Origin of the sequence: Thiorhodospira sibirica ATCC 700588, assembly GCF_000227725.2 — a bacterium.
Lineage (GTDB): Bacteria > Pseudomonadota > Gammaproteobacteria > Ectothiorhodospirales > Ectothiorhodospiraceae > Thiorhodospira > Thiorhodospira sibirica.
Genome location: NZ_MU255056.1, coordinates 203757 through 223349 on the forward strand (window position 1 = coordinate 203757; position 19593 = coordinate 223349).

The window sequence follows — 19593 nt, forward strand, 5'->3', positions numbered from 1 at the left end:
ACGGTGTGATGGCGCATGTTGAGAGGCTTGGGTGCCTTTGCGTATCGCGCATGGGATTTATTGGCATTCATTGTGCATTCTATCTACACAAACAGCGCATGGCGGTGCGGTAATACATAGGCTGCGGAGGATGCAACGTCATGTGACCGGGGATTTACCCCACCGCCAAGCCAACATTTTGACGAAGGCAACATGCTGCCGCTACACCTTAATTGGATTCTGGCACAGTTATTTTGCCTGGGGTCGGTACGTGATGCGAAGCGAGGAGTTTTTGATGATCAGGCACACGATGATAGCCATTGTGGCATATACTTTGCTGAGTACATTGGCGCATGCCGCACTGGCCAGCACGGCAGAACATGAGTCACATGAAACGATTCGCCAGACTGCCGAGGCCTTTATTTATGATGAGGCGCGCAAAACGCACGGCGCGGATTTTAACATTGAGGTCGATGTATCAAGACTGGATGCACGCCTGAGACTGCGCGCCTGCAGTCAACCACTGGAGGCATTTCTGGCACCTGGCGGGCGAACCACCGGCAGCACGACGGTGGGCATTAGTTGCAGTGCGCCGGCTCCCTGGTCTTTATATATACCCGTGACGGTGGGCGTTTCGGGCGAGGTGCTGGTAGCTGCGCGTTCTTTGCCACGAGGCACGGTATTAGCCGCCCAGGATATACGCCTGGAACGACGCGATATTACCCGCCTGACCTCTGGATATTTAAGCGACCCGGTGGCCGTGAGAAGTATGGTACTACGCCGCGCCGTGGCCTCGGGCACCACCTTGATTCCGAATATGCTGGAGGCACAACGCATGGTACAACGCGGCCAGAACGTGGTTTTACTCGCCCAAAGCGACAATTTCTCCATCCGCATGTCGGGTGAAGCCCTAGGCGATGCTGCCTATGGTGAGTTAGTGAAAGTGCGCAACCGCAGTTCACGCCGGGTTGTGGAAGGTGTTGTAGTGTCTGCCGGCGTCGTCAGCGTCAATTTATAAGCTCTGGAGCGCAGCCTCAAGGCCACGCTTTGGCCTTGATGACCAGGATAGGCCCGACGGCTTTAATTGAAAAATGCGCAGTGGATCACTAAAGATTTTTGCATCCATGCCGCTATAGTGACTGAAACCTTTTTACGCTCTGACCTGAGGATGTCCCAATGTCAGTGGAAATCAAAAACCTGTCTCAAGCACAGGCAAAAAACGCCCGGGAGAGTCGCGAACTCTTTCAGGCACGTCAGGCGGGTGGTGTTGGGCCACAGGCCAGTAAAGCTCAGGCCCCCGCCAACAGTGCAGGCGATACCGTCACCTTGACCAAAACGGCCAAGCGGCTTAACGATATCCAGCAAAAAATCAGCGCCCAGCCGGTGGTGGATGCTGAAAAGGTCGAACGCTTGCGCCAATCCATTGCCGCAGGCACGTACAAAATCGACGTGGAAAAAATCGCTGAACGACTGATGAATGAGGAGATTTAGCCATGTCGCTCCAGCCTGATTTTGCTGAACAGCTCGCCGCTTTGTTGACCCAGTGTGTCGCCGAGGCCTGTTTGCTGGAAGAAGCCCTGGAACGCGAAGGAGCCTCTTTGGCACGACGTGATCTGGACGGCCTGCACGATGCCATTGCGCAAAAACGCCAGCATGTCGCCACGCTCGAACAGGCCTCGCAGGCACAAAATGCCCTGCTGCGCAGTCATGGCTACGAAACCAACGCCCACGGCATGGAAACCTGTCTGCGTGACTGGGATCAGGAAGGCCAGCTGCGTAGCGTCTGGGAGCGTCTGGCAGAGGTCATGCAAAATTGCCGACGCCTGAATCAGATCAACGGCGGCGTCGTTGAATCCAGTCGCCATCGCGTCGAGCAAGCCATCCAGATCCTGCGTGGCGGCGAATCCCCCGTCGATGTCTATGGCCCACATGGCCGCTCCGTCTCCAACGGTCATTCACGTTCCATTGCTCAGGCATAGTCCTGGCGGTATCGCCTTTGCCATAACCTCGCGATACCGCCAAGGCATGCCTTGGCCTTAGCAAAAGCACATCATCGTCGCTGAACGTTTCGCTTTACCCATCCCGCCATTTTCCAATATCCATCGCGTATCCTGATTAAGCCTGAACAAATCCGTGCACATTCCTTCTGCCAGGCGTTAAGCCAAAGGAGCAAGCGCGCTTGCTAACACCCGCGAGCGCAGCATAGAGAACGCCAAGCACCCGCTCGGCACGAAGTGGCGGCGGCTTCCAGCCGTCGCTTTTGGAGCGACATCACGATGATGCCGCCACGGGGAAGCAGCGCATCCATGATGCGAAGCAGGTGCTTGGCGCTGTTGGCGGCGCTTGCGGCATTTGACGCGCAACATTGCTAGATAAAGCGGGGTAAGGATGGGATAATCTGCCGCTTTTCCAGCTGTGTGGAGTGCTGTGGCCAATGAATAATTTACTCAATGCCTGGATGCGCGTGTGGGCAAGGATTGTGCCCAATATCGTGCCTTTCTCGGATGTTGCCTCGCCGGATTTTCCCCTGCATCGTATCTTGCGTCTGTCGCTGTTTCAGATTTCTGTGGGCATGGCGGTGGTGTTGCTCACGGGAACCTTGAACCGGGTGATGGTGGTGGAGCTGGGGGTGCCGGTGTGGCTGGTGGCGGTGATGATTTCCATCCCGCTGGTGTTTGCGCCTTTGCGCGTCTTGATCGGGCATCGTTCGGATTATCATCGCTCGGCCTTTGGGCTTAGGCGCATTCCCTATATCTGGAGCGGTACGCTGCTGCAATTTGGCGGCTTTGCGATTATGCCGTATGCCTTGCTGGTGCTCTCCGATCCGACCAATGATATGAGCTGGCTGGGGCAGGCGGCGGCGGCGGTGGGCTTTTTACTGGTGGGTGCCGGCCTGCACACCACGCAAACCGCAGGCCTGGCGCTGGCCTCGGATTTGGCGCCGCCGGATAAACGCCCTCGCGTGGTGGCCTTGCTGTATGTCACGCTGTTGTTGGGGATGAGTGCCAGCGCCTTGTTGTTTGGCTTTTTCCTCGAAGACTTCACCCATGCCCGCCTGGTAGCGGTGGTGCAAGGGGTGGCGGTGGTCACGGTGATAATTAACCTGCTGGCGTTGTGGAAACAGGAGGCGGTGAATATTAAACGGGCGATTGCCGATATTCCGCGTCCGCCCTTTATAGATGCCTGGCGGGAATTTGCCGCCGGGGGGCGGGCCAGTCGGCTGCTGGTGGTGGTGGCGCTGGCAACCGCCGGGTTTAATATGCAAGACCTGTTGCTGGAGCCCTATGGCGGCCAGATTCTGGGCATGACGGTGGCGGAAACCACGCGCCTGACGGCGATTTATGCCGCCGGAACCTTGCTGTCGTTTTGGGCCTCGGCGTATCTGCTGGGGCGTTTTGGCGGTTCTTATCATATTGCGGCGTATGGTGCGCTGATTGGCATTGCGGGTTTGATGGGGGTGATTCTGGCGGCCAGCATTGACTCCGGGCTGGTATTTCGTCTGGGTGCCGGACTGATTGGCTTTGGCTCAGGGTTTTTTGTGGTGGGCAGTCTGACTGCCGCAATGGGACTGGCCAAAGAGGGCAACAGCGGGCTGGCTTTGGGCGCCTGGGGGGCGGTGCAGGCGACAACCATTGGTGTGTCCTGGGCCTTGGGAGGCATCCTGAAAACGCTGGTTGCCGGATTTAGCGAACGCATGGCTTGGACTAGCACCGACATCGGCCATGCGCTGATGGGGTATAAGTTTGTATATAGCCTGGAGATTTTGCTGCTGATTGCCGCCCTGGTGGTGATTGTGCCGCTGGTGCGCAATCCGGGCAAGGAAGGTCTGCGTACCCATGACAAGGTGCAGATGGAGCACATGCCCTGAGCAAGGAGGCGGTTTTTCTCCATTCCAGCGGGCTTTGTGGCGGCGGTTTTTCGCCGTCGCACTGGGAGCGCCGAATTGTACAAACATCGCACGAAGCTTGCGGCTTCGTTGCCGAATGCAGCTCGGCGCTTCACCCCAAACCTGCCGAGTGCAACTCGGCGATCCAGAGTACAGGCACAAAAAAATTCAATGAAATTTGTTGATGAGGCAAAGATTCGCGTCAAGGCAGGCGATGGCGGCAATGGCTGCGTCAGCTTCCGGCGGGAAAAGTACATCCCCTTTGGTGGCCCCAATGGCGGCGATGGCGGTGATGGTGGCAGTGTTTATCTGCGTGCCAGCCACGATTTAAATACCCTGGCAGATTTTCGCCTGCAGCGTCATTTCGAGGCCCAGCGCGGGGAAAACGGCATGGGCCGGGATCGCACCGGGCGCTCAGGTGAGGATCTGGACATTCCCGTACCCGTGGGAACGCTGGTTTATGATGCCGACACCGAGGAGCTCATCGGTGATCTGATCGAACATGAGCAGCGTCTTAAGGTGGCTCAAGGCGGTTTTCATGGTCTGGGTAACACCCGCTATAAAAGCTCCACCAATCGCGCCCCGCGCCAATCCAAACCCGGAACGCCGGGCGAATTGCGCACGCTGCGCCTGGAGCTGAAAGTCTTGGCCGATGTCGGCCTGCTGGGGCTGCCCAATGCGGGTAAATCGACGCTGATTAGCCAGGTCTCAGCAGCGACTCCCAAGATTGCCGATTATCCCTTTACCACCTTGCATCCCCATCTGGGCGTGGTGCGCGTAGGGCCGTTGCAAAGCTTTGTGATGGCCGATATTCCCGGCCTGATTGCAGGCGCGGCGGATGGTGCCGGTCTGGGGATGCGCTTTTTGAAACATCTGGCGCGTACGCGCCTGTTGTTGCATCTGGTGGACATCGCACCGCCCGATCCTGAGCACGAACCGCTACAGGCCGTGCATACCATTACCCAGGAATTGCAGCACTTCAGTGAGGATCTGCTGAAAAAGCCCCGCTGGCTGGTGATCAACAAGCTTGATCTTCTCCCGCCCGAGGCGCGTGCAGCGGCGTGTCAGCAGCTGGTCGAGGCGCTGGGCTGGACCGAGCGCGTTTTTACCCTCTCGGCGGCCACCGGTGAGGGGACTGAGGCATTGATTCACGCGGTGATGAATTATCTGGATGAAGCGAAACAGCATGGTACAGACACGCCAACAACTGGGTAAAAGCCACCGCTGGGTGGTCAAAATCGGCAGCGCCCTGATTACTGCTGATGGACGCGGCCTGGATTTTAATGCCCTGGCCGCCTGGGCAGGGCAAATCGCGCACTTACGCAAGGCTGGCCATGAGGTGATTTTGGTGTCCTCGGGCGCCGTGGCAGAAGGCATGAGCCGCCTGGGCTGGCGCACCCGTCCCCATGCGCTGCATGAGCTGCAGGCGGCGGCCGCCGTTGGGCAGATGGGGCTCATTCAGGCTTATGAGAGCCAGTTTCAGGCGCATGGGCTGCGCTCTGCCCAGGTGTTGTTAACGCATGATGATCTGGCCAACCGGCGGCGCTATCTCAATGCCCGCAGCACCCTGCGCACCTTGTTGAGTCTGGGTATTATCCCGGTGGTCAATGAAAACGACACCGTCGCCACCGAGGAAATCCGCTTTGGCGATAACGACACCCTGGCCGCGCTGGTGGCGAACCTGATTGAGGCGCAATTACTGGTCATTCTCACCGATCAGGCCGGGTTGTTTGACCGTGATCCGCGAGCCCATGCCAATGCCCGCCTGGTGGAAGAAGGGCTGGCTTCTGACCCCACCCTGATGCATCTGGTGGCACCGAGCTTTGGCGCTCTGGGGCGTGGCGGCATGGGGACCAAACTCACCGCAGCGGCGCGGGCTGCTCGCTCAGGCGCCTATACCCTGATTGCCTCCGGACGTGAACCGCAGGTGCTGGCGCGCATCGCCCAAGGCGATCAGATCGGTACTCTGCTGCGTCCTGATCGTGAGCCGATGGCGGCGCGCAAATTATGGATTGTCGGCCAGCTGGTGGCCAAAGGCGAGCTGCATCTGGATGCCGGTGCGGCCAGTGTGATTCGGGCAGCGGGGCGCAGCCTGCTGGCAGTGGGGGTCACACAGGTCAAAGGGCAGTTTTCCCGCGGCGAGGTGGTCACCTGTATCGATCCGCAGGGGCAAAGCATTGCCCGTGGCCTGGTCAATTATTCGGCGGATGAAAGCCGACGCATTATGGGACACAAGGCCGACGAGATTGAACAGATCCTGGGCTATATCGACGAGCCGGAGCTGATTCATCGGGATAACCTGGTGTTGTTGTAAACGAGGCACAGATTTTGCATTATTATTCATGTAGTGCATACATTCTGCCTGCTTAGGCAAGGATTTACCGGGAGTTTCCATCCCAACGATCTGTGCGTTTCGCAATACACCACCTGATTAGCCCTGAACACTCACCAGACAGGGAGAGGATTTTTCCATGAAAAACATGACCATCAAACTGCGCCTGATTCTGACCATCGGTTTTCTGGTGGTCTTGATGATCACGCTCTCCTTTCTTGGATTGCGCGGCATGGCCAGCAGCAATGATGCGCTCAATCGCGTCTACGACGACCGCCTGCTGCCGCTGTCACAGATTGCGCGTATCAACGATTTGATGCGCACCAATCTGCAAGAAATCCTGCTGGCTACCCAGCATGACCCCCGCCTGCCGCAGCGCGAGCATCACGAAGCCACCCACCGGGTTACCATGCATGGCGGGATTATCGCCGCCAGTATCGAGAAAATCACCGCCGAGTGGGAGGCTTATATGGACAGCGAGCTGACGCCCGAGGAGCGGCGTCTGGCGGAGGAATTCGCAACCCATCGTGCCCGCTTTGTAAACGAGGCCCTGCGTCCGGCGATTCGCATGATCGAGCAGGAACAATATGATGAACTGGGTCTGCATGCCGTGCTAACGGCAGGCCCCTTGTTTAACCGCGCCAAAGAGGCGGCGGAAAAGCTGGAGCGGCTGCAGGTGGATGTTGCCCGCGAGGAATATGAATATGCGGTAGCCGCATTTAACCGTACGCTCACCGTCATCCTCAGCGCCATTATTCTGGCAGTCTTGACGGTGGTGGCGGCGGGTTATCTCCTGATCCGCGCCATTAACAACCCCCTGAGCCAGGCCATCGGTATGGCCCGCAGCATTGCTGAAGGCGATCTGACCCAGCGCCTGGAAGTCACCTCGACCAACGAGATTGGTCAACTGCTCGCAGCCTTGATGGACATGCACGAAAAACTCAGTGATGTGGTACGCAATGTCAACGAAGGTTCTGCGACCATTGATGCGGCAGCCCGCGAGATTGCTCAGGGCAATATTGATCTGAGTCAGCGCACGGAAGAACAGGCCTCCTCACTCGAAGAAACCGCCTCCAGCATGGAAGAGCTGACTTCCACCGTCCGCCAAAACAGCGAAAACGTCAATCAGGCCAATCGCCTGGCCTCACAAACCCGTGAAGAGGCAGAAAAAAGCGGCAGTATCGCCAATCAGGCCATGCAGGCGATGGAAGACATCAAGGATTCCAGCAAAAAGATCGCCGATATTATCGAGTTGATTGACGAAATTGCCTTCCAGACCAATCTGTTAGCGCTTAACGCCGCCGTAGAAGCCGCCCGTGCCGGGGAACAGGGACGCGGTTTTGCCGTCGTCGCCGGTGAGGTACGCAGTCTTGCCCAGCGCTCGGCCGATTCGGCGCGCAAAATCTCCAGCCTGATCAAAGACAGCGTAGAAAAAGTCGAGGAAGGCTCGCGTCTGGTCAACTCCTCGGGCGAGGCCTTAACGCGCATTGTGACATCGGTTAAAAAGGTCAGCGACCTGATGGCAGAAATTGCCGCCGCCAACACCGAGCAATCCTCCGGCATTGAGCAGGTCAACAAAGCCGTGGCGCAGATGGATGAAGTCACCCAGCAAAACGCCGCCCTGGTGGAAGAAGCCGCCGCCGCCGCCAAGTCACTAGAAAACCAAGCCAATGAACTGCGCGAAATGATGGCCTTCTTCCGCGTTGAAGACAGCGGCTTTGAAAATCACGGCATCACCCATCATGCCCACGGCGTGAAACTACTCGGCCACTAAGCAGTGATCTGAAGCCACAACACGGCGGCATCTTCCCGGATGCCGCCGTGTCATTTGCACCGTCAGCTAGAAAGATTGATCGGGGAAAATGTCGTCGTATTCATTGAGGATGGCTTCATTTTTCGGGTCAATTTCATAAAGATGCACCGGGTAGCCCCAGAGTGTGGCGAGGTGTTTGAGCACCATCACGGCCTGTTTGGCGTCCAGCAGGCGTCCGTTGAGTACGCGATGTTCGAGGATCAGGCGCCGATCTCCCGCCAAATCCACGTCAACCACCTGGATATCCGGCTCATGGTGTGACAGGTCATAGTGTCTGGCCAGGGCCCGGCGCACCTCACGATAGCCGTTGTCATCATGGATCGCCTCAACGTGCAATTCCGGATCATTGACATCATCGCGCACCATGAACAGGCGCAGGTCACGCATCACCTGTGGGCCGAGAAATTGCAAAATGAAGCTTTCATCGCGATATTGGGCCCAGGCGGTTTTCCAGGTGCCCAAGGCATCGCCATTGCCGGCAATATCGGCAAACCAGCGCCGATCCTCGGCGGTGGGCTGTTCGCAGACCCGCTTGAGATCCTGCAGAATACGAAAGCCCAGCGCGTAAGGATTGAGGCCGGCATAGCGCGGGTCATCATAATCGGGCTGAAACACCACGCTGGTGTGGTTGTGCAAAAATTCCAGAAAAGCACCGTCAGTGATCTGCCCGCTTTCATGCAGGCGCGTCATGATCTGGTAATGCACCGCCGTTGCACAGCCTTCATTCATCACCTTGGTTTGCTTTTGCGGATAGAAATACTGCGCCACCATGCGCACGATACGCAGACATTCGCGCTGCCAGTGGGCCAGATTGGGGGCGTGTTTTTCCAGAAAATATAAAAGATTTTCCTCCGGCAGACCGAGTTGGCGCGGGGCGTCCTCGTGGGGCGCTTCGCTGGGCGTGTGTTTAGTGCCTTGGCGCGGCAGGGTACGCCATAGATCGCTAAAGGTCTGTTCGGTGTAGCGGGCGCGTTCGCGTTCGCGTGCCAATTCGCGCTTGAGATTCAGTGGCTGCTTGCGTGGATAACGATGCACCCCGTGACTCATCAGGGCGTGGGCAGCATCCAGCACCCGCTCGACCTCGCGATAGCCATAACGCTGCTCACATTCGGCGATATAGGACTTGGCAAAATCCAGATAATCCAGAATGCTGGAGGCATCTGTCCATTGCTGAAACAGATGATTGTTCTTGAAAAAATGGCTATGCCCGAAGGCAGCGTGGGCCATAACCAGGGTCTGCATGGTCATGGTGTTTTCTTCCATGATGTAGCAGATACAGGGGCTTGAGTTGATGACAATCTCATAAGCCAGCCCGGTGATGCCCTTGCGGTAATGCATCTGGTCACGCGCAAAGTGCTTGCCAAAAGACCAATGACGGTAAAACAGCGGCATCCCCATCGAGGCATAGGCATCCAGCATCTGCTCTGAGCTGATAATCTCGATCTGGCTGGGATAGATATCCAGGCCCATCTCATCAAAGGCAATCCGCGCAATCGCCTGATAAGCCCGCTGGATCAGCGCATAGTCCCAGTCAGCACCTTGATATAACAGTGTGGTTTGCTTTGGATCAGGCATAAACACCTCATCAGTTTCTCAGCGAGAAACCCCGTCCACAAGACACGGGCAGGGAGAGTGGCTACGACCTCGCCGCCGCCAGGTAAATGCAGCGTATGGGTCAAGCGTGGGGGGGACATTTGAGTTGCAGCATCACTTTTAGAGTGGTGATAATAGTCACGAAGGCGCGCGCTGGTCAACCTGCGGCACGAATACGGCCACGGCTCCCCCTTCGCAACAGATTTAGCCGTTGCAAACCCGTTAAAACACGCAGGACATACCGACAGGACGCCCATGGCAAAGCAAAAAACCAATAACGGCAACACCGGCCCGCAAACCAGCGCCGCCAGCTTAGGCTTCGAAGCCGAACTTTTCAAAGCCGCCGACAAACTGCGCGGCAATATGGAGCCCAGCGACTACAAGCACGTCGCCTTGGGGCTCATCTTCCTGAAGTACATCTCAGATGCCTTCGAGGCCAAGCATAAGGCGCTTCTGGCCGAAGACCCGCAGGCCGCCGAGGACAAAGACGAGTACCTCGCGGACAACGTGTTCTGGGTGCCGAAGGATGCGCGCTGGTCGCACCTGAAGGCCAACGCCAAGCGCCCCGAAATCGGCACCTTGATCGACGGCGCCATGCGCGCCATCGAGAAGGACAACGAATCGCTCAAGGGCGTGCTGCCCAAGGACTATGCCCGCCCGGCGCTCAACAAGGTAATGCTGGGCGAGCTGATCGACCTGATCTCCGGCATTGCACTCAACGAGGCAGGCCACGCTTCCCGTGACATCCTCGGGCGCGTGTACGAGTATTTCCTCGGTCAGTTCGCCGGCAGTGAGGGCAAGCGCGGTGGTGAGTTCTACACCCCGCGCTCGGTGGTACGCGTACTGGTAGAAATGCTCGAACCTTACTCAGGCCGCGTCTACGACCCCTGCTGTGGCAGTGGGGGCATGTTTGTGCAGAGCGAGAAATTTGTGCTGGAACACGGCGGGCGCATCGGCGATATCGCCATCTACGGACAGGAAAGCAACTACACCACCTGGCGCCTGGCCAAGATGAACCTGGCCGTGCGCGGCATCGACGCCGACATCCGCTGGAACAACGAAGGCAGCTTTCACAAGGACGAACTGCGCGACCTGCGCTTCGATCACATCCTGGCCAACCCGCCCTTCAACATCTCCGACTGGGGTGGCGACCGCCTGCGCGAAGACCCGCGCTGGCAGTTCGGCGTGCCGCCGGTAGGAAATGCCAACTACGCCTGGCTGCAGCACATCTACTGGCACCTGGCGCCCAACGGCACCGCGGGCGTGGTACTGGCCAACGGCTCCATGAGCTCCAACCAGAGCGGCGAAGGCGAGATCCGTAAGGCCATGGTCGAGGCCGACGCCGTGGACTGCATGGTGGCCCTGCCCGGCCAGTTGTTCTACTCCACGCAGATCCCTGCCTGTTTGTGGTTCCTGGCGCGTGACAAGTCCAACGGCAAGCGCGGCAAGGAGACGCTGCGCGACCGGCGCGGCGAGGTGCTGTTCATCGACGCCCGCAACTTAGGACAGCTGGTGGACCGCACCCGGCGTGAACTCTCTGATGCCGACATCCAGAAGATCGCCGACACCTACCATGCCTGGCGGGGTGAGAAGGAGGCCGGCAAGTACGAAGACATCCCCGGCTTCTGCAAGGGCGCCACGCTGGAGGAGATCCGCAAGCACGGCCATGTGCTCACCCCCGGCCGCTATGTGGGTGCCGAAGCCGCCGAGGACGACGGCGAGCCATTCGAGGAGAAGATGAAGCGGCTTAGCGCCCATTGGCGCGAGCAGCAGCAGGAAGCGGCGCGTCTGGATGCGGCGATTGAGGCCAATCTGAGGGAGCTTGGGTATGGGGGGTGAATGGGCTGAAACACGCGTAGGGAATTTGCTGTCGTTCGCGAATGGCCGTTCCAGCCCAGAACGGGCAGATGGGCTGCCTTATCCTGTTTACGGGTCGAACGGAATAATAGGCTACGCGAGTGAGGCTAACTCAGATCCGGGCACGATCATCATTGGCAGGGTGGGAAGCTACTGCGGTTCTCTTTATCAGAGCCCTCAGAAATGCTGGGTAACTGATAACGCGATACGTGCAGTTGCGAAAAACGGCAACGATCCAAGATTCTTATATTACTTGCTCGGCACGCTCGCACTGAACAGTAGACGCGCCGGCTCTGGCCAACCATTGCTGAATCAGGACATCCTAAGCAGCATCCCAACCTCAGCTCCAGAGCCGACCGAACAACGCGCCATCGCCCACATCCTCGGCACGCTGGACGACAAGATCGAACTCAACCGCCGCCGCAATCAGACCCTGGAGGCCATGGCTCGCGCGCTGTTCAAGGACTGGTTCGTCGACTTCGGCCCCGTCCGCGCCAAGATGGAAGGGCGAGCACGCCAGGATGGCGCGCGCAGCGGGCAACCAAGGACGCCGCAGGCGTCCGACTTGCCCTGGCCTGGAGCGGAGGCAGGAGCCGGAGCGCAAGGCGACCCCTACCTCCCCGCTGATCTCTGGCAACTCTTCCCCGACCGCCTCGACGACGAGGGCAAGCCGGAGGGGTGGGTACAGCAGCGCGTGGGGGATATTGGCGCAATTATCTGCGGGAAAACGCCGCCTACAAAAAAAGCAGAATATTACGGCGACGACGTCCCTTTCATCACTATTCCAGAGATGCACGGAAATATTTTCGCAACTGATGTAAAAAAGCGTCTATCGCATCATGGTGCCCAGTCTCAACAAAAGAAAACGCTCCCACCTCGATCAATTTGCGTGAGCTGCATTGCAACACTTGGCTTGGTCGTCATAACGACGGAGCCATCTCAAACCAATCAGCAAATTAATAGCGTCATACCCCATCAAGAAGACGAAACCTATTTCTGGTACTGGACCTTGAAAAACCTTGGAGAGGAGATCAAGGCTGGAGGAAGCGGCGGGTCTGTACTGGGCAATCTTAGTACGGGCAGATTTTCTGAGCTACGAGTTAACGCTAGCTCAAGGCCGCTTCGATTAGCTTACAACGCAAGAGTCGAGAATCTGTTCTCACAGATTCTGGCAAACGAGCTTGAGTCACAATCCCTCGCCCAACTTCGCGACACCCTGCTCCCCAAACTGATCTCCGGCGAGCTGCGCATCGCTGACGCCGAACGCTTCATGGAGGAACGCGCCGTATGAGCGACATGAAGACCTGCTTCAAACGGGTGGACTACGACTTGTCCAACCTGCTGCACTACCTCGACATCGGCGACATCGGACTGCCCGACATCCAGCGGCCCTTCGTGTGGTCCAACGCCAAGGTGCGCGATCTGTTCGATTCCATGTATCGTGGCTTCCCGGTGGGCTACTTCCTGTTCTGGGAGAACGCCCAGACCAACGGCGTGAAGCAGATCGGCGTGGGCCAGAAGGCGCACAGCGCGCCCTCGCGGCTGATCGTGGATGGCCAGCAGCGGCTGACCTCGCTGTATGCGGTGTTCCGCGGCAAGCGGGTGCTGGACGAGGACTACCGCGAGCGCAAGATTGAGATCGCCTTCTGCCCGCGCACCGGCGCCTTCGAGGTGGCCGATGCGGCGATCAAGCGCGACCCGGAGTGGATTCCCAACATTTCCGAGCTGTGGGCCTCGGGCAACTCCAGCTTCAAGATGGTCAAGGGCTTCCTCAAGACGCTGGAAGCCAAGGCCGAGCTCAGCGAGGAGGAGGAAGAGCAGATCAGCCACAACCTCGACCGGCTGTTCGACCTGCAGAAGTATCCGTTCACGGCGTTGGAGATCGCTTCCACGGTGGACGAGGAGCAGGTGGCCGACATCTTTGTGCGGATCAACAGCGAAGGCGTGAAGCTCAATCAGGCCGACTTCCTGCTGACGCTGCTGTCGGTGTTCTGGGACCAGGGCCGGGCGGAGCTGGAGCAGTTCTGCCGGCGCTCGCGGCAGCCTCCTGCCGCCGGCGGGGAGGCCTCGCCCTTCAACCACTTCATCGAGCCCGACCCGGACCAGATGCTGCGGGTGTCGGTGGCGCTGGGGTTCTCGCGTGGGCGCCTGAAGAGCGTGTACCAGGTGCTGCGCGGCAAGGACCTGGAAACAGGCCAGTTTTCCAGCGAGCACCGCGACGCCCAGTTCAGGGTGCTGCAGCAGGCCCAGGCCAAGGTGCTGGACCTGACCTGCTGGCATCAGTTCCTGAGCGCGCTGGTGGGCGCGGGCTTCCGCAGCGGCGAGATGATCTCGTCGCAGAACGCCCTGCTGTATGCTTACGCGGTGTACCTGATCGGCCGCACCCAGTGCCGCGTACCCGAGCACCAGCTGCAGAAGGTGATCGGCCGCTGGTTCTTCTTCGCCAGCCTGACCGGACGCTACACTAGTTCGCCAGAGTCGGTGATGGACGGCGATCTCAATCGCCTGCGCGGGGTGGACGATGCAGCGCGGTTCGTCGCGGTGCTCGACGAGCTGATCCGCAACCAGCTGACCGGCGATTTCTGGACGACCACCCTGCCCGCCGCGCTCAACAGCTCATCGGCGCGCAATCCGGAGCTGTTCGCCTATGTGGCGGCGCAGAACCGCCTGAACGCACCGGTGCTGTTCTCGCACAAGAAGGTCAGCGAGCTGCTGGATCCGGCGCTCAAGACCAGGAAGAAATCGCTGGAACGCCATCACCTGTTCCCGCGCGCCTGGCTGGAGCGTGAGGGCGAGGAGGATCGCAAGATCATCAACCAGATGGCCAACTACGCCCTGCTGGAGTGGCCGGAGAACATCGACATCAGCGACACGCCACCGACGCAGTACGTGCCAAAGGTCCGCGCACGGTTCAGCGCCGAGGAATGGCAGCGGATGCAGGAACTGCACGCCCTCCCCGAGGGCTGGGAGCAGATGGCCTATGCGGACTTCCTGGTGGAGCGCCGCAAGCGGATGGCGGATATCGTGCGGCGTGGTTTCGAGACGCTGAGGTGAGATGGCACCCATGACCGCCTACCACCCACCCTTCCAGTTAACCCACCGCATGACCGAGGCGATGACCAGCATCGCCGAGCTGCTGGGCGCATGGAAGGCGGTGAACGCCGATGCCCTGAGGCCGGAGCTGCGGCGTGGCAATCGCATCCGCAGCATCCAGGCTTCGCTGGCGGTGGAGCAGAACACGCTGACGCTGGAGCAGGTCACGGCGGTACTGGAAGGCCGGCTGGTACTGGGCTCTCCGCGCGAGATTCAGGAGGTACGCAATGCGTTTGCGGCCTATGAGTCGATGAGCCAATGGCAGCCGGATCGCGCGGAGGATCTGCTGGCTGCGCATGGCGTGATGATGGCCGCGCTGGTGGACGATGCCGGACAGTGGCGACGTGGCGGCGTCGGTGTGATGGCGGGTGACGAGGTGATCCATGTTGCGCCGCCTGCGAGCCAGGTACCGCGCCTGATGGACGATCTGCTGAGCTGGCTGGCGCGCACCGAAGCCCATCCATTGATTGCGTCGGCGGCGTTCCACTACGAGTTTGAGTTCATCCATCCGTTCAGTGACGGTAACGGCCGCATGGGCCGCCTATGGCAAAGCCTGATCCTCAGCCGCTGGCAGCCGGTACTGGCGTATTTGCCGGTGGAAACGGTAATCAAGCGGCGCCAGCAGGCCTACTACGACGAGCTGGCCGTCGCCGATGAGCGGGCAGACTGTTCAGGCTTCATCCAATTCATCCTGACAGCAATCCAGGAAAGTCTGCAAGAGGCCATTTCTTCGGATCAGCCCCCCAAGACGCTGGTGAAAACGCTGGGGAAAACGCCGGGGAAAACGCCAGAGCGCATTCTGTCTTTACTTGCAGAAACTCCAAGTCTGTCCATCCCGGACTTGGCCCAGCACATTGGCAAGTCGGAAAGTGCCGTAGAGCGCGCCATTCGCAAGCTGAAGGCAGCCGGACGACTGGCGCGCATCGGGCCAGATAAAGGGGGGCACTGGCAGGTCCTGGATCGCGTCGGGCCCAAAGGAGGCCCTTGATGGCCTTTCTCTCCGAAGCCCAGCTCGAAACCGCGCTGCTCAATCAACTGGCCGGCCTGGGCTACGCCCGCGCCTCGGACGAGCTGATCGGCCCGGACGGCAAGCAGCCGGAGCGGGAGGCTTACGACGAGGTGGTGCTGAAAGACCGACTCGCCGCCGCAGTGGCAAGACTGAACCCTGCCCTGCCGCCCGAGGCGCAGGCCGATACCATTCGTCGCCTGACCCAGTCGGAACTGCCCAGCCTGCTGGAGGAAAACCGCCGCATCCATCGCCTGCTGACCGAAGGCGCGGATGTGGAGTACTACGCCGCGGACGGCACGTTGACGGCGGGCAAGGTGCGGCTGATCGACTTCGAGCGGCCCGCCAGCAACGACTGGCTCGCGGTGCAGCAGTTCACCGTGGTGACTGGCCAGGCCAGGCGTCGGCCGGACGTGGTGGTGTTCGTCAACGGCCTGCCACTGGCGGTGATCGAGCTGAAGGCCCCCGGCGGCGAGAACGCGACCCTGGCCGGTGCCTTCAATCAACTTCAGACCTACAAGCAGCAGATTCCGGCGCTGTTTCACAGCAACGCGCTGCTGGTGACCAGCGATGGCCTGTCGGCGCGAGTGGGTTCGCTGTCGGCCGATCAGGAGCGCTTCATGCCCTGGCGCACCACCGACGGCACCCGAATCGAGCCCAAGGGCAGCCCGGAGATGGCCACGCTGATTGAGGGCGTGTTCGAACAGGGGCGCTTTCTCGATCTGTTGCGCCATTTCACCGTGTTCGGCGAGACCGGCAATGGCCTGGTCAAGATCATCGCCGGCTACCACCAGTTCCATGCCGTGAAGAAGGCCGTGGCATCGACCCTGCGGGCCAGCCGGCCGGCGGCGTCCGAGGACCCTGCCCTCTACGGCCTGCCCAGCGTCCAGGATCAAGCACCCGGCGACAACAAGGCCGGCGTGATCTGGCACACGCAAGGCTCGGGCAAGAGCCTGCTGATGGCGTTCTACGCGGGCCTGCTGGTGTTCAACCCGCGCATGGCCAATCCCACGCTGGTCGTGCTGACCGACCGCAACGACCTGGACGACCAGCTGTTTGCGACCTTCGTGATGTGCAGGGACCTGCTGCGGCAGACGCCGGTGCAGGCGCAGGACCGCGAGCAGCTGCGCAGCCTGCTCAACCGGGCCTCCGGCGGGGTGATCTTCACCACCCTGCAGAAGTTCGGTGAGGTCGATCGGGCCTTGACCGAGCGCGCCAACGTGGTGGTGATTGCCGACGAGGCGCACCGCAGCCAGTACGGCTTCAAGGCGAAGATGGATGTGAAAACCGGCGAGGTCTCATACGGCTTCGCCAAGTACCTGCGCGATGCCTTGCCCAATGCCTCCTTCATCGGTTTCACCGGCACGCCCATTGAGGCCACTGATGTGAACACCCCGGCGGTGTTTGGCAACTACATCGATGTCTACGACATCAGTCGTGCAGTCGAGGATGGCGCGACCGTGCCGATCTACTACGAGTCGCGGCTGGCGCGTATCGAACTCGACGAGGAAGAGAAGCCGAAGATCGACGCCGAGGTCAATGAATTGACCGAGGAGGACTCCGAGGCCGACCAAGATCGCTTCAAGAAGAAATGGTCAACGGTCGAAGCGCTGGTTGGCAGCGACAAGCGCCTGGCGCTGGTGGCCGCCGACCTGGTGCAGCACTTCGAGGACCGGGTGGCGGCGCTCCATGGCAAGGCGATGATGGTGTGCATGAGCCGGCGCATCTGCGTGGCGCTCTACGACGAGATCATCAAGCTGCGCCCCGACTGGCACAGCAACGACGACAACGCCGGCAGCATCAAGATCGTGATGACCGGCGCGGCGTCCGACCCGCAGGAGTGGCAGCAGCACATCGGCAACAAGGCCCGGCGCGATCTGCTGGCCAAGCGTGCCCGCGATCCCAAAGACCCGCTCAAGCTGGTGATTGTGCGGGATATGTGGCTGACTGGCTTCGATGCGCCCAGCATGCACACCATGTACATCGACAAGCCGATGCGCGGCCACGGCCTGATGCAGGCCATCGCCCGGGTCAACCGCGTGTTCCGCGACAAGCCGGCGGGTTTGATCGTGGACTACATCGGCATTGCCCAGAACCTGAAATCGGCGCTGGCGCAGTACTCCCGGCCCGACCAGGACAAGACCGGCATCGACGAGTCGGAGGCCGTGGCGGTGCTGCTGGAAAAATACGAGATCGTGCGCGACATGTTCCACGGCTTCGACTACAGAACGGGGCTCAACGGCACGCCCGGCGAACGGCTGGCCATGATGGCCGGCGCCATCGAATGGATACTCGACAAGCAGCAGCTATGGGCGGCGGCGGAGAAGACCCCTGATGGCAAGAAGCAGGCGCTACGACGCTTTGCCGATGGCGTGCTAAGTCTATCGAAGGCCTTCGCGCTGGCGGCAAGTTCGGACGAAGCGCGCGGCATCCGCGAGGAAGTTGGCTTCTTCCAGGCGATCCGTGCCGCGCTGGTCAAGAGCAGCACGGGCTCCGGAGTGACCCAGCAAGAGCGCGAGTTGGCCATCCAGCAAATCGTCAGCCGAGCGGTGGTCTCGACCGAGATCGTAGACATCCTGGCCGCTGCGGGTATCAAGAGCCCGGATATCTCCATCCTCTCCGACGAGTTCCTCGCTGAAGTGCAGCAGATGAAGCGGAAGAACCTTGCGCTGGAAGCCTTGCGCAAGCTGCTCAACGACGGCATTCGCTCACGCAGCAAGGCCAACGTGGTGCAGACCAAGGCGTTCTCGGAGCGATTGGAGGACGCGGTAGCGCGCTACCACGCGAACGCCATCACCACCGCCGAGGTGTTGCAGGAGCTGATCGCGCTCGCCAAGGACATCCGCACAGCGCGCCAGCGGGGCGAAGAGCAAGGTTTATCCGACGAAGAAATCGCCTTCTATGACGCCCTGGCCGAGAACGAGAGCGCCGTGCAGATGATGGGCGACGACAAGCTCAAGCTGATCGCCCACGAACTGCTGATGAGCCTGCGCGAGAACGTGTCGGTCGACTGGGCGCATCGCGACTCAGCTCGCGCACGAATGCGGGTACTGGTTAAGCGCATCCTGCGCAAGTACGGTTACCCGCCCGATCTCCAAGACACCGCTGTGCAAACGGTGCTGCAGCAGGCCGAGGCGTTGTCGTCGGAGTGGTCAGCGTCACGCGCAGAAGCTGTCTGATATGGCTGATCAAGCGATTGAGATTTTCATCAAGGATTTTTTGCAGACTGCCGTCACAAGATTCGAGCCCAGATAGCCATACAACGGATTTGGGCGCCGTCAGGGACGAAGCCTTGCCACCTATCACTTTTATGGCAAACTCTGAGGGTTGGCTGAACTGAGGTCATGGGGGAGGGCATGGGAAGCATCAAACACTTGGCAGAAGAGGTGGAACGTGGACTGCGCAAAGCCGCATCCGGGGCTGCGCCTGACGGTGGTGAGGAAGCTGTCGCTGGTGGTCGGAGCGATGATCGAAGCGCAAACCGCCAACACGGTGGAGTTGAGCCATGTGCTGGTGCTGGAGACCGAGCGCCAAGACATGCGCGAACAGTGGTTGAGACGCTTGCTGAAGAACCCGTTGGTGTGTCCAACCGAGATCATGCAGCCGTTGGCGATGGCCGAACTGGCGCAGGCGGCCCGTCACGATCAGACGGTGTGCCTGAGTCTGGATCAAACCGATTTAGGGGATCGGATGGCGTTGCTGGTGTTGGCCTTGCGCGTGGGCGAGCGGGCGTTGCCGTTGGTTTGGTGGGCCAGGCAAGGCGCGGCGAACATCGGCTGTGCGGGCCAGAAAGCCCTCCTGGAGACGGTGTTGGCTTGGCTGCCGGCTGGGGCGCGGGTGCTGCTGTTGGCGGATCGGTTCTACCCATCGGCGACGTTGTTCGCGTGGTTGCATGCGCACGAATGGGGCTACCGGTTACGCTTGAAGGGGAATCTGCGGGTGGACACCGGCGTGGCGGAGACCACGACCGGGGATTTGGCCAAGGGTGTGCGAGAAGCGTATTTTCCGGGTGTGCGCCTGTTCGCCTCTGGGGT

At 60.0% G+C, this 19593-nt stretch carries 13 protein-coding genes and 2 pseudogenes; 14 read left to right on the forward strand and 1 reads right to left on the reverse strand.

Annotated features, from left to right (window positions below; translation table 11 throughout):
- The first annotated feature begins 274 nt into the window (after nucleotides 1-274).
- From flgA to THISIDRAFT_RS15240, 8 genes and pseudogenes are all read left to right on the forward strand, one after another.
- Nucleotides 275-997: a flagellar basal body P-ring formation chaperone FlgA gene (gene flgA / locus THISIDRAFT_RS01085; protein ID WP_006787313.1), complete on the forward strand. Its 723-nt coding sequence runs from the start codon at nucleotides 275-277 to the stop codon at nucleotides 995-997.
- Nucleotides 998-1155: 158 nt separating this feature from the next.
- Nucleotides 1156-1470, forward strand: a complete 315-nt coding sequence (flgM, locus tag THISIDRAFT_RS01090) for a flagellar biosynthesis anti-sigma factor FlgM (protein ID WP_006787314.1) — start codon at nucleotides 1156-1158, stop codon at nucleotides 1468-1470.
- A gap of 2 nt (nucleotides 1471-1472) precedes the next feature.
- Complete coding sequence (locus THISIDRAFT_RS01095) at nucleotides 1473-1958, forward strand: flagella synthesis protein FlgN (RefSeq protein ID WP_006787315.1); 486 nt, start codon at nucleotides 1473-1475, stop codon at nucleotides 1956-1958.
- Between the two features lie 455 nt (nucleotides 1959-2413).
- Nucleotides 2414-3847, forward strand: a complete 1434-nt coding sequence (locus tag THISIDRAFT_RS01100; RefSeq protein WP_006787316.1) for a BCD family MFS transporter — start codon at nucleotides 2414-2416, stop codon at nucleotides 3845-3847.
- 189 nt (nucleotides 3848-4036) lie between these two features.
- Nucleotides 4037-5080 (forward strand): Obg family GTPase CgtA, encoded by a 1044-nt coding sequence (gene cgtA, locus THISIDRAFT_RS01105; protein ID WP_006787317.1) that lies wholly within the window; start codon nucleotides 4037-4039, stop codon nucleotides 5078-5080.
- The gene (gene proB / locus THISIDRAFT_RS01110; protein WP_006787318.1) at nucleotides 5052-6179 is read left to right on the forward strand and encodes a glutamate 5-kinase; all 1128 of its coding nucleotides are present in this window, start codon (nucleotides 5052-5054) and stop codon (nucleotides 6177-6179) included. The genes cgtA and proB overlap by 29 nt, the downstream gene beginning before the upstream one ends.
- Before the next feature lie 166 nt (nucleotides 6180-6345).
- Nucleotides 6346-6894: pseudogene (locus THISIDRAFT_RS15235) on the forward strand (Tar ligand binding domain-containing protein); the annotation flags it as partial.
- Nucleotides 6895-6990: 96 nt separating this feature from the next.
- A pseudogene (locus THISIDRAFT_RS15240) lies at nucleotides 6991-7905 on the forward strand (methyl-accepting chemotaxis protein); the annotation flags it as partial.
- Nucleotides 7906-8037: 132 nt separating this feature from the next.
- Here THISIDRAFT_RS15240 and THISIDRAFT_RS01120 read toward each other — a convergent pair.
- Nucleotides 8038-9585 carry a SpoVR family protein gene (locus tag THISIDRAFT_RS01120; RefSeq protein ID WP_006787320.1) on the reverse strand — a complete coding sequence of 516 codons (1548 nt, stop codon included), beginning with the start codon at nucleotides 9583-9585 and terminating at the stop codon, nucleotides 8038-8040.
- Between the two features lie 273 nt (nucleotides 9586-9858).
- On the opposite strand from THISIDRAFT_RS01120, the gene THISIDRAFT_RS01125 reads away from it, so the two are divergent.
- The 6 genes from THISIDRAFT_RS01125 to THISIDRAFT_RS01150 form a co-directional block, all read left to right on the forward strand.
- Nucleotides 9859-11442, forward strand: coding sequence for a class I SAM-dependent DNA methyltransferase (locus tag THISIDRAFT_RS01125; protein ID WP_006787321.1), 1584 nt, complete (start codon nucleotides 9859-9861; stop codon nucleotides 11440-11442).
- On the forward strand, nucleotides 11432-12751 hold the full coding sequence (locus THISIDRAFT_RS01130; protein ID WP_006787322.1) for a restriction endonuclease subunit S: 1320 nt from the start codon (nucleotides 11432-11434) through the stop codon (nucleotides 12749-12751). Before THISIDRAFT_RS01125 ends, THISIDRAFT_RS01130 begins: the two co-directional genes overlap by 11 nt.
- Nucleotides 12748-14514, forward strand: a complete 1767-nt coding sequence (locus THISIDRAFT_RS01135; RefSeq protein WP_006787323.1) for a GmrSD restriction endonuclease domain-containing protein — start codon at nucleotides 12748-12750, stop codon at nucleotides 14512-14514. The genes THISIDRAFT_RS01130 and THISIDRAFT_RS01135 overlap by 4 nt, the downstream gene beginning before the upstream one ends.
- Nucleotides 14515-14524: 10 nt before the next feature.
- Nucleotides 14525-15541, forward strand: a complete 1017-nt coding sequence (locus THISIDRAFT_RS01140) for a Fic family protein (RefSeq protein ID WP_006787324.1) — start codon at nucleotides 14525-14527, stop codon at nucleotides 15539-15541.
- Entirely contained in the window at nucleotides 15541-18738 is a 3198-nt protein-coding gene (locus THISIDRAFT_RS01145; RefSeq protein ID WP_006787325.1) for a type I restriction endonuclease subunit R, read from the forward strand. Before THISIDRAFT_RS01140 ends, THISIDRAFT_RS01145 begins: the two co-directional genes overlap by 1 nt.
- 214 nt (nucleotides 18739-18952) lie before the next feature.
- Nucleotides 18953-19593: transposase (locus THISIDRAFT_RS01150; RefSeq protein WP_221914026.1), on the forward strand; the 641-nt coding region annotated here is incomplete at its 3' end.

Excerpts from the sequence above, each read along its gene's own strand:
- flgA (WP_006787313.1), top strand. The coding sequence starts at position 275 with ATGATCAGGCACACGATGATAGCCATTGTGGCATATACTTTGCTGAGT.
- flgM (WP_006787314.1), top strand. The coding sequence starts at position 1,156 with ATGTCAGTGGAAATCAAAAACCTGTCTCAAGCACAGGCAAAAAACGCC.
- THISIDRAFT_RS01095 (WP_006787315.1), top strand. The coding sequence starts at position 1,473 with ATGTCGCTCCAGCCTGATTTTGCTGAACAGCTCGCCGCTTTGTTGACC.
- THISIDRAFT_RS01100 (WP_006787316.1), top strand. The coding sequence starts at position 2,414 with ATGAATAATTTACTCAATGCCTGGATGCGCGTGTGGGCAAGGATTGTG.
- cgtA (WP_006787317.1), top strand. The coding sequence starts at position 4,037 with ATGAAATTTGTTGATGAGGCAAAGATTCGCGTCAAGGCAGGCGATGGC.
- proB (WP_006787318.1), top strand. The coding sequence starts at position 5,052 with ATGGTACAGACACGCCAACAACTGGGTAAAAGCCACCGCTGGGTGGTC.
- THISIDRAFT_RS01120 (WP_006787320.1), bottom strand. The coding sequence starts at position 9,585 with ATGCCTGATCCAAAGCAAACCACACTGTTATATCAAGGTGCTGACTGG.
- THISIDRAFT_RS01125 (WP_006787321.1), top strand. The coding sequence starts at position 9,859 with ATGGCAAAGCAAAAAACCAATAACGGCAACACCGGCCCGCAAACCAGC.
- THISIDRAFT_RS01130 (WP_006787322.1), top strand. The coding sequence starts at position 11,432 with ATGGGGGGTGAATGGGCTGAAACACGCGTAGGGAATTTGCTGTCGTTC.
- THISIDRAFT_RS01135 (WP_006787323.1), top strand. The coding sequence starts at position 12,748 with ATGAGCGACATGAAGACCTGCTTCAAACGGGTGGACTACGACTTGTCC.
- THISIDRAFT_RS01140 (WP_006787324.1), top strand. The coding sequence starts at position 14,525 with ATGACCGCCTACCACCCACCCTTCCAGTTAACCCACCGCATGACCGAG.
- THISIDRAFT_RS01145 (WP_006787325.1), top strand. The coding sequence starts at position 15,541 with ATGGCCTTTCTCTCCGAAGCCCAGCTCGAAACCGCGCTGCTCAATCAA.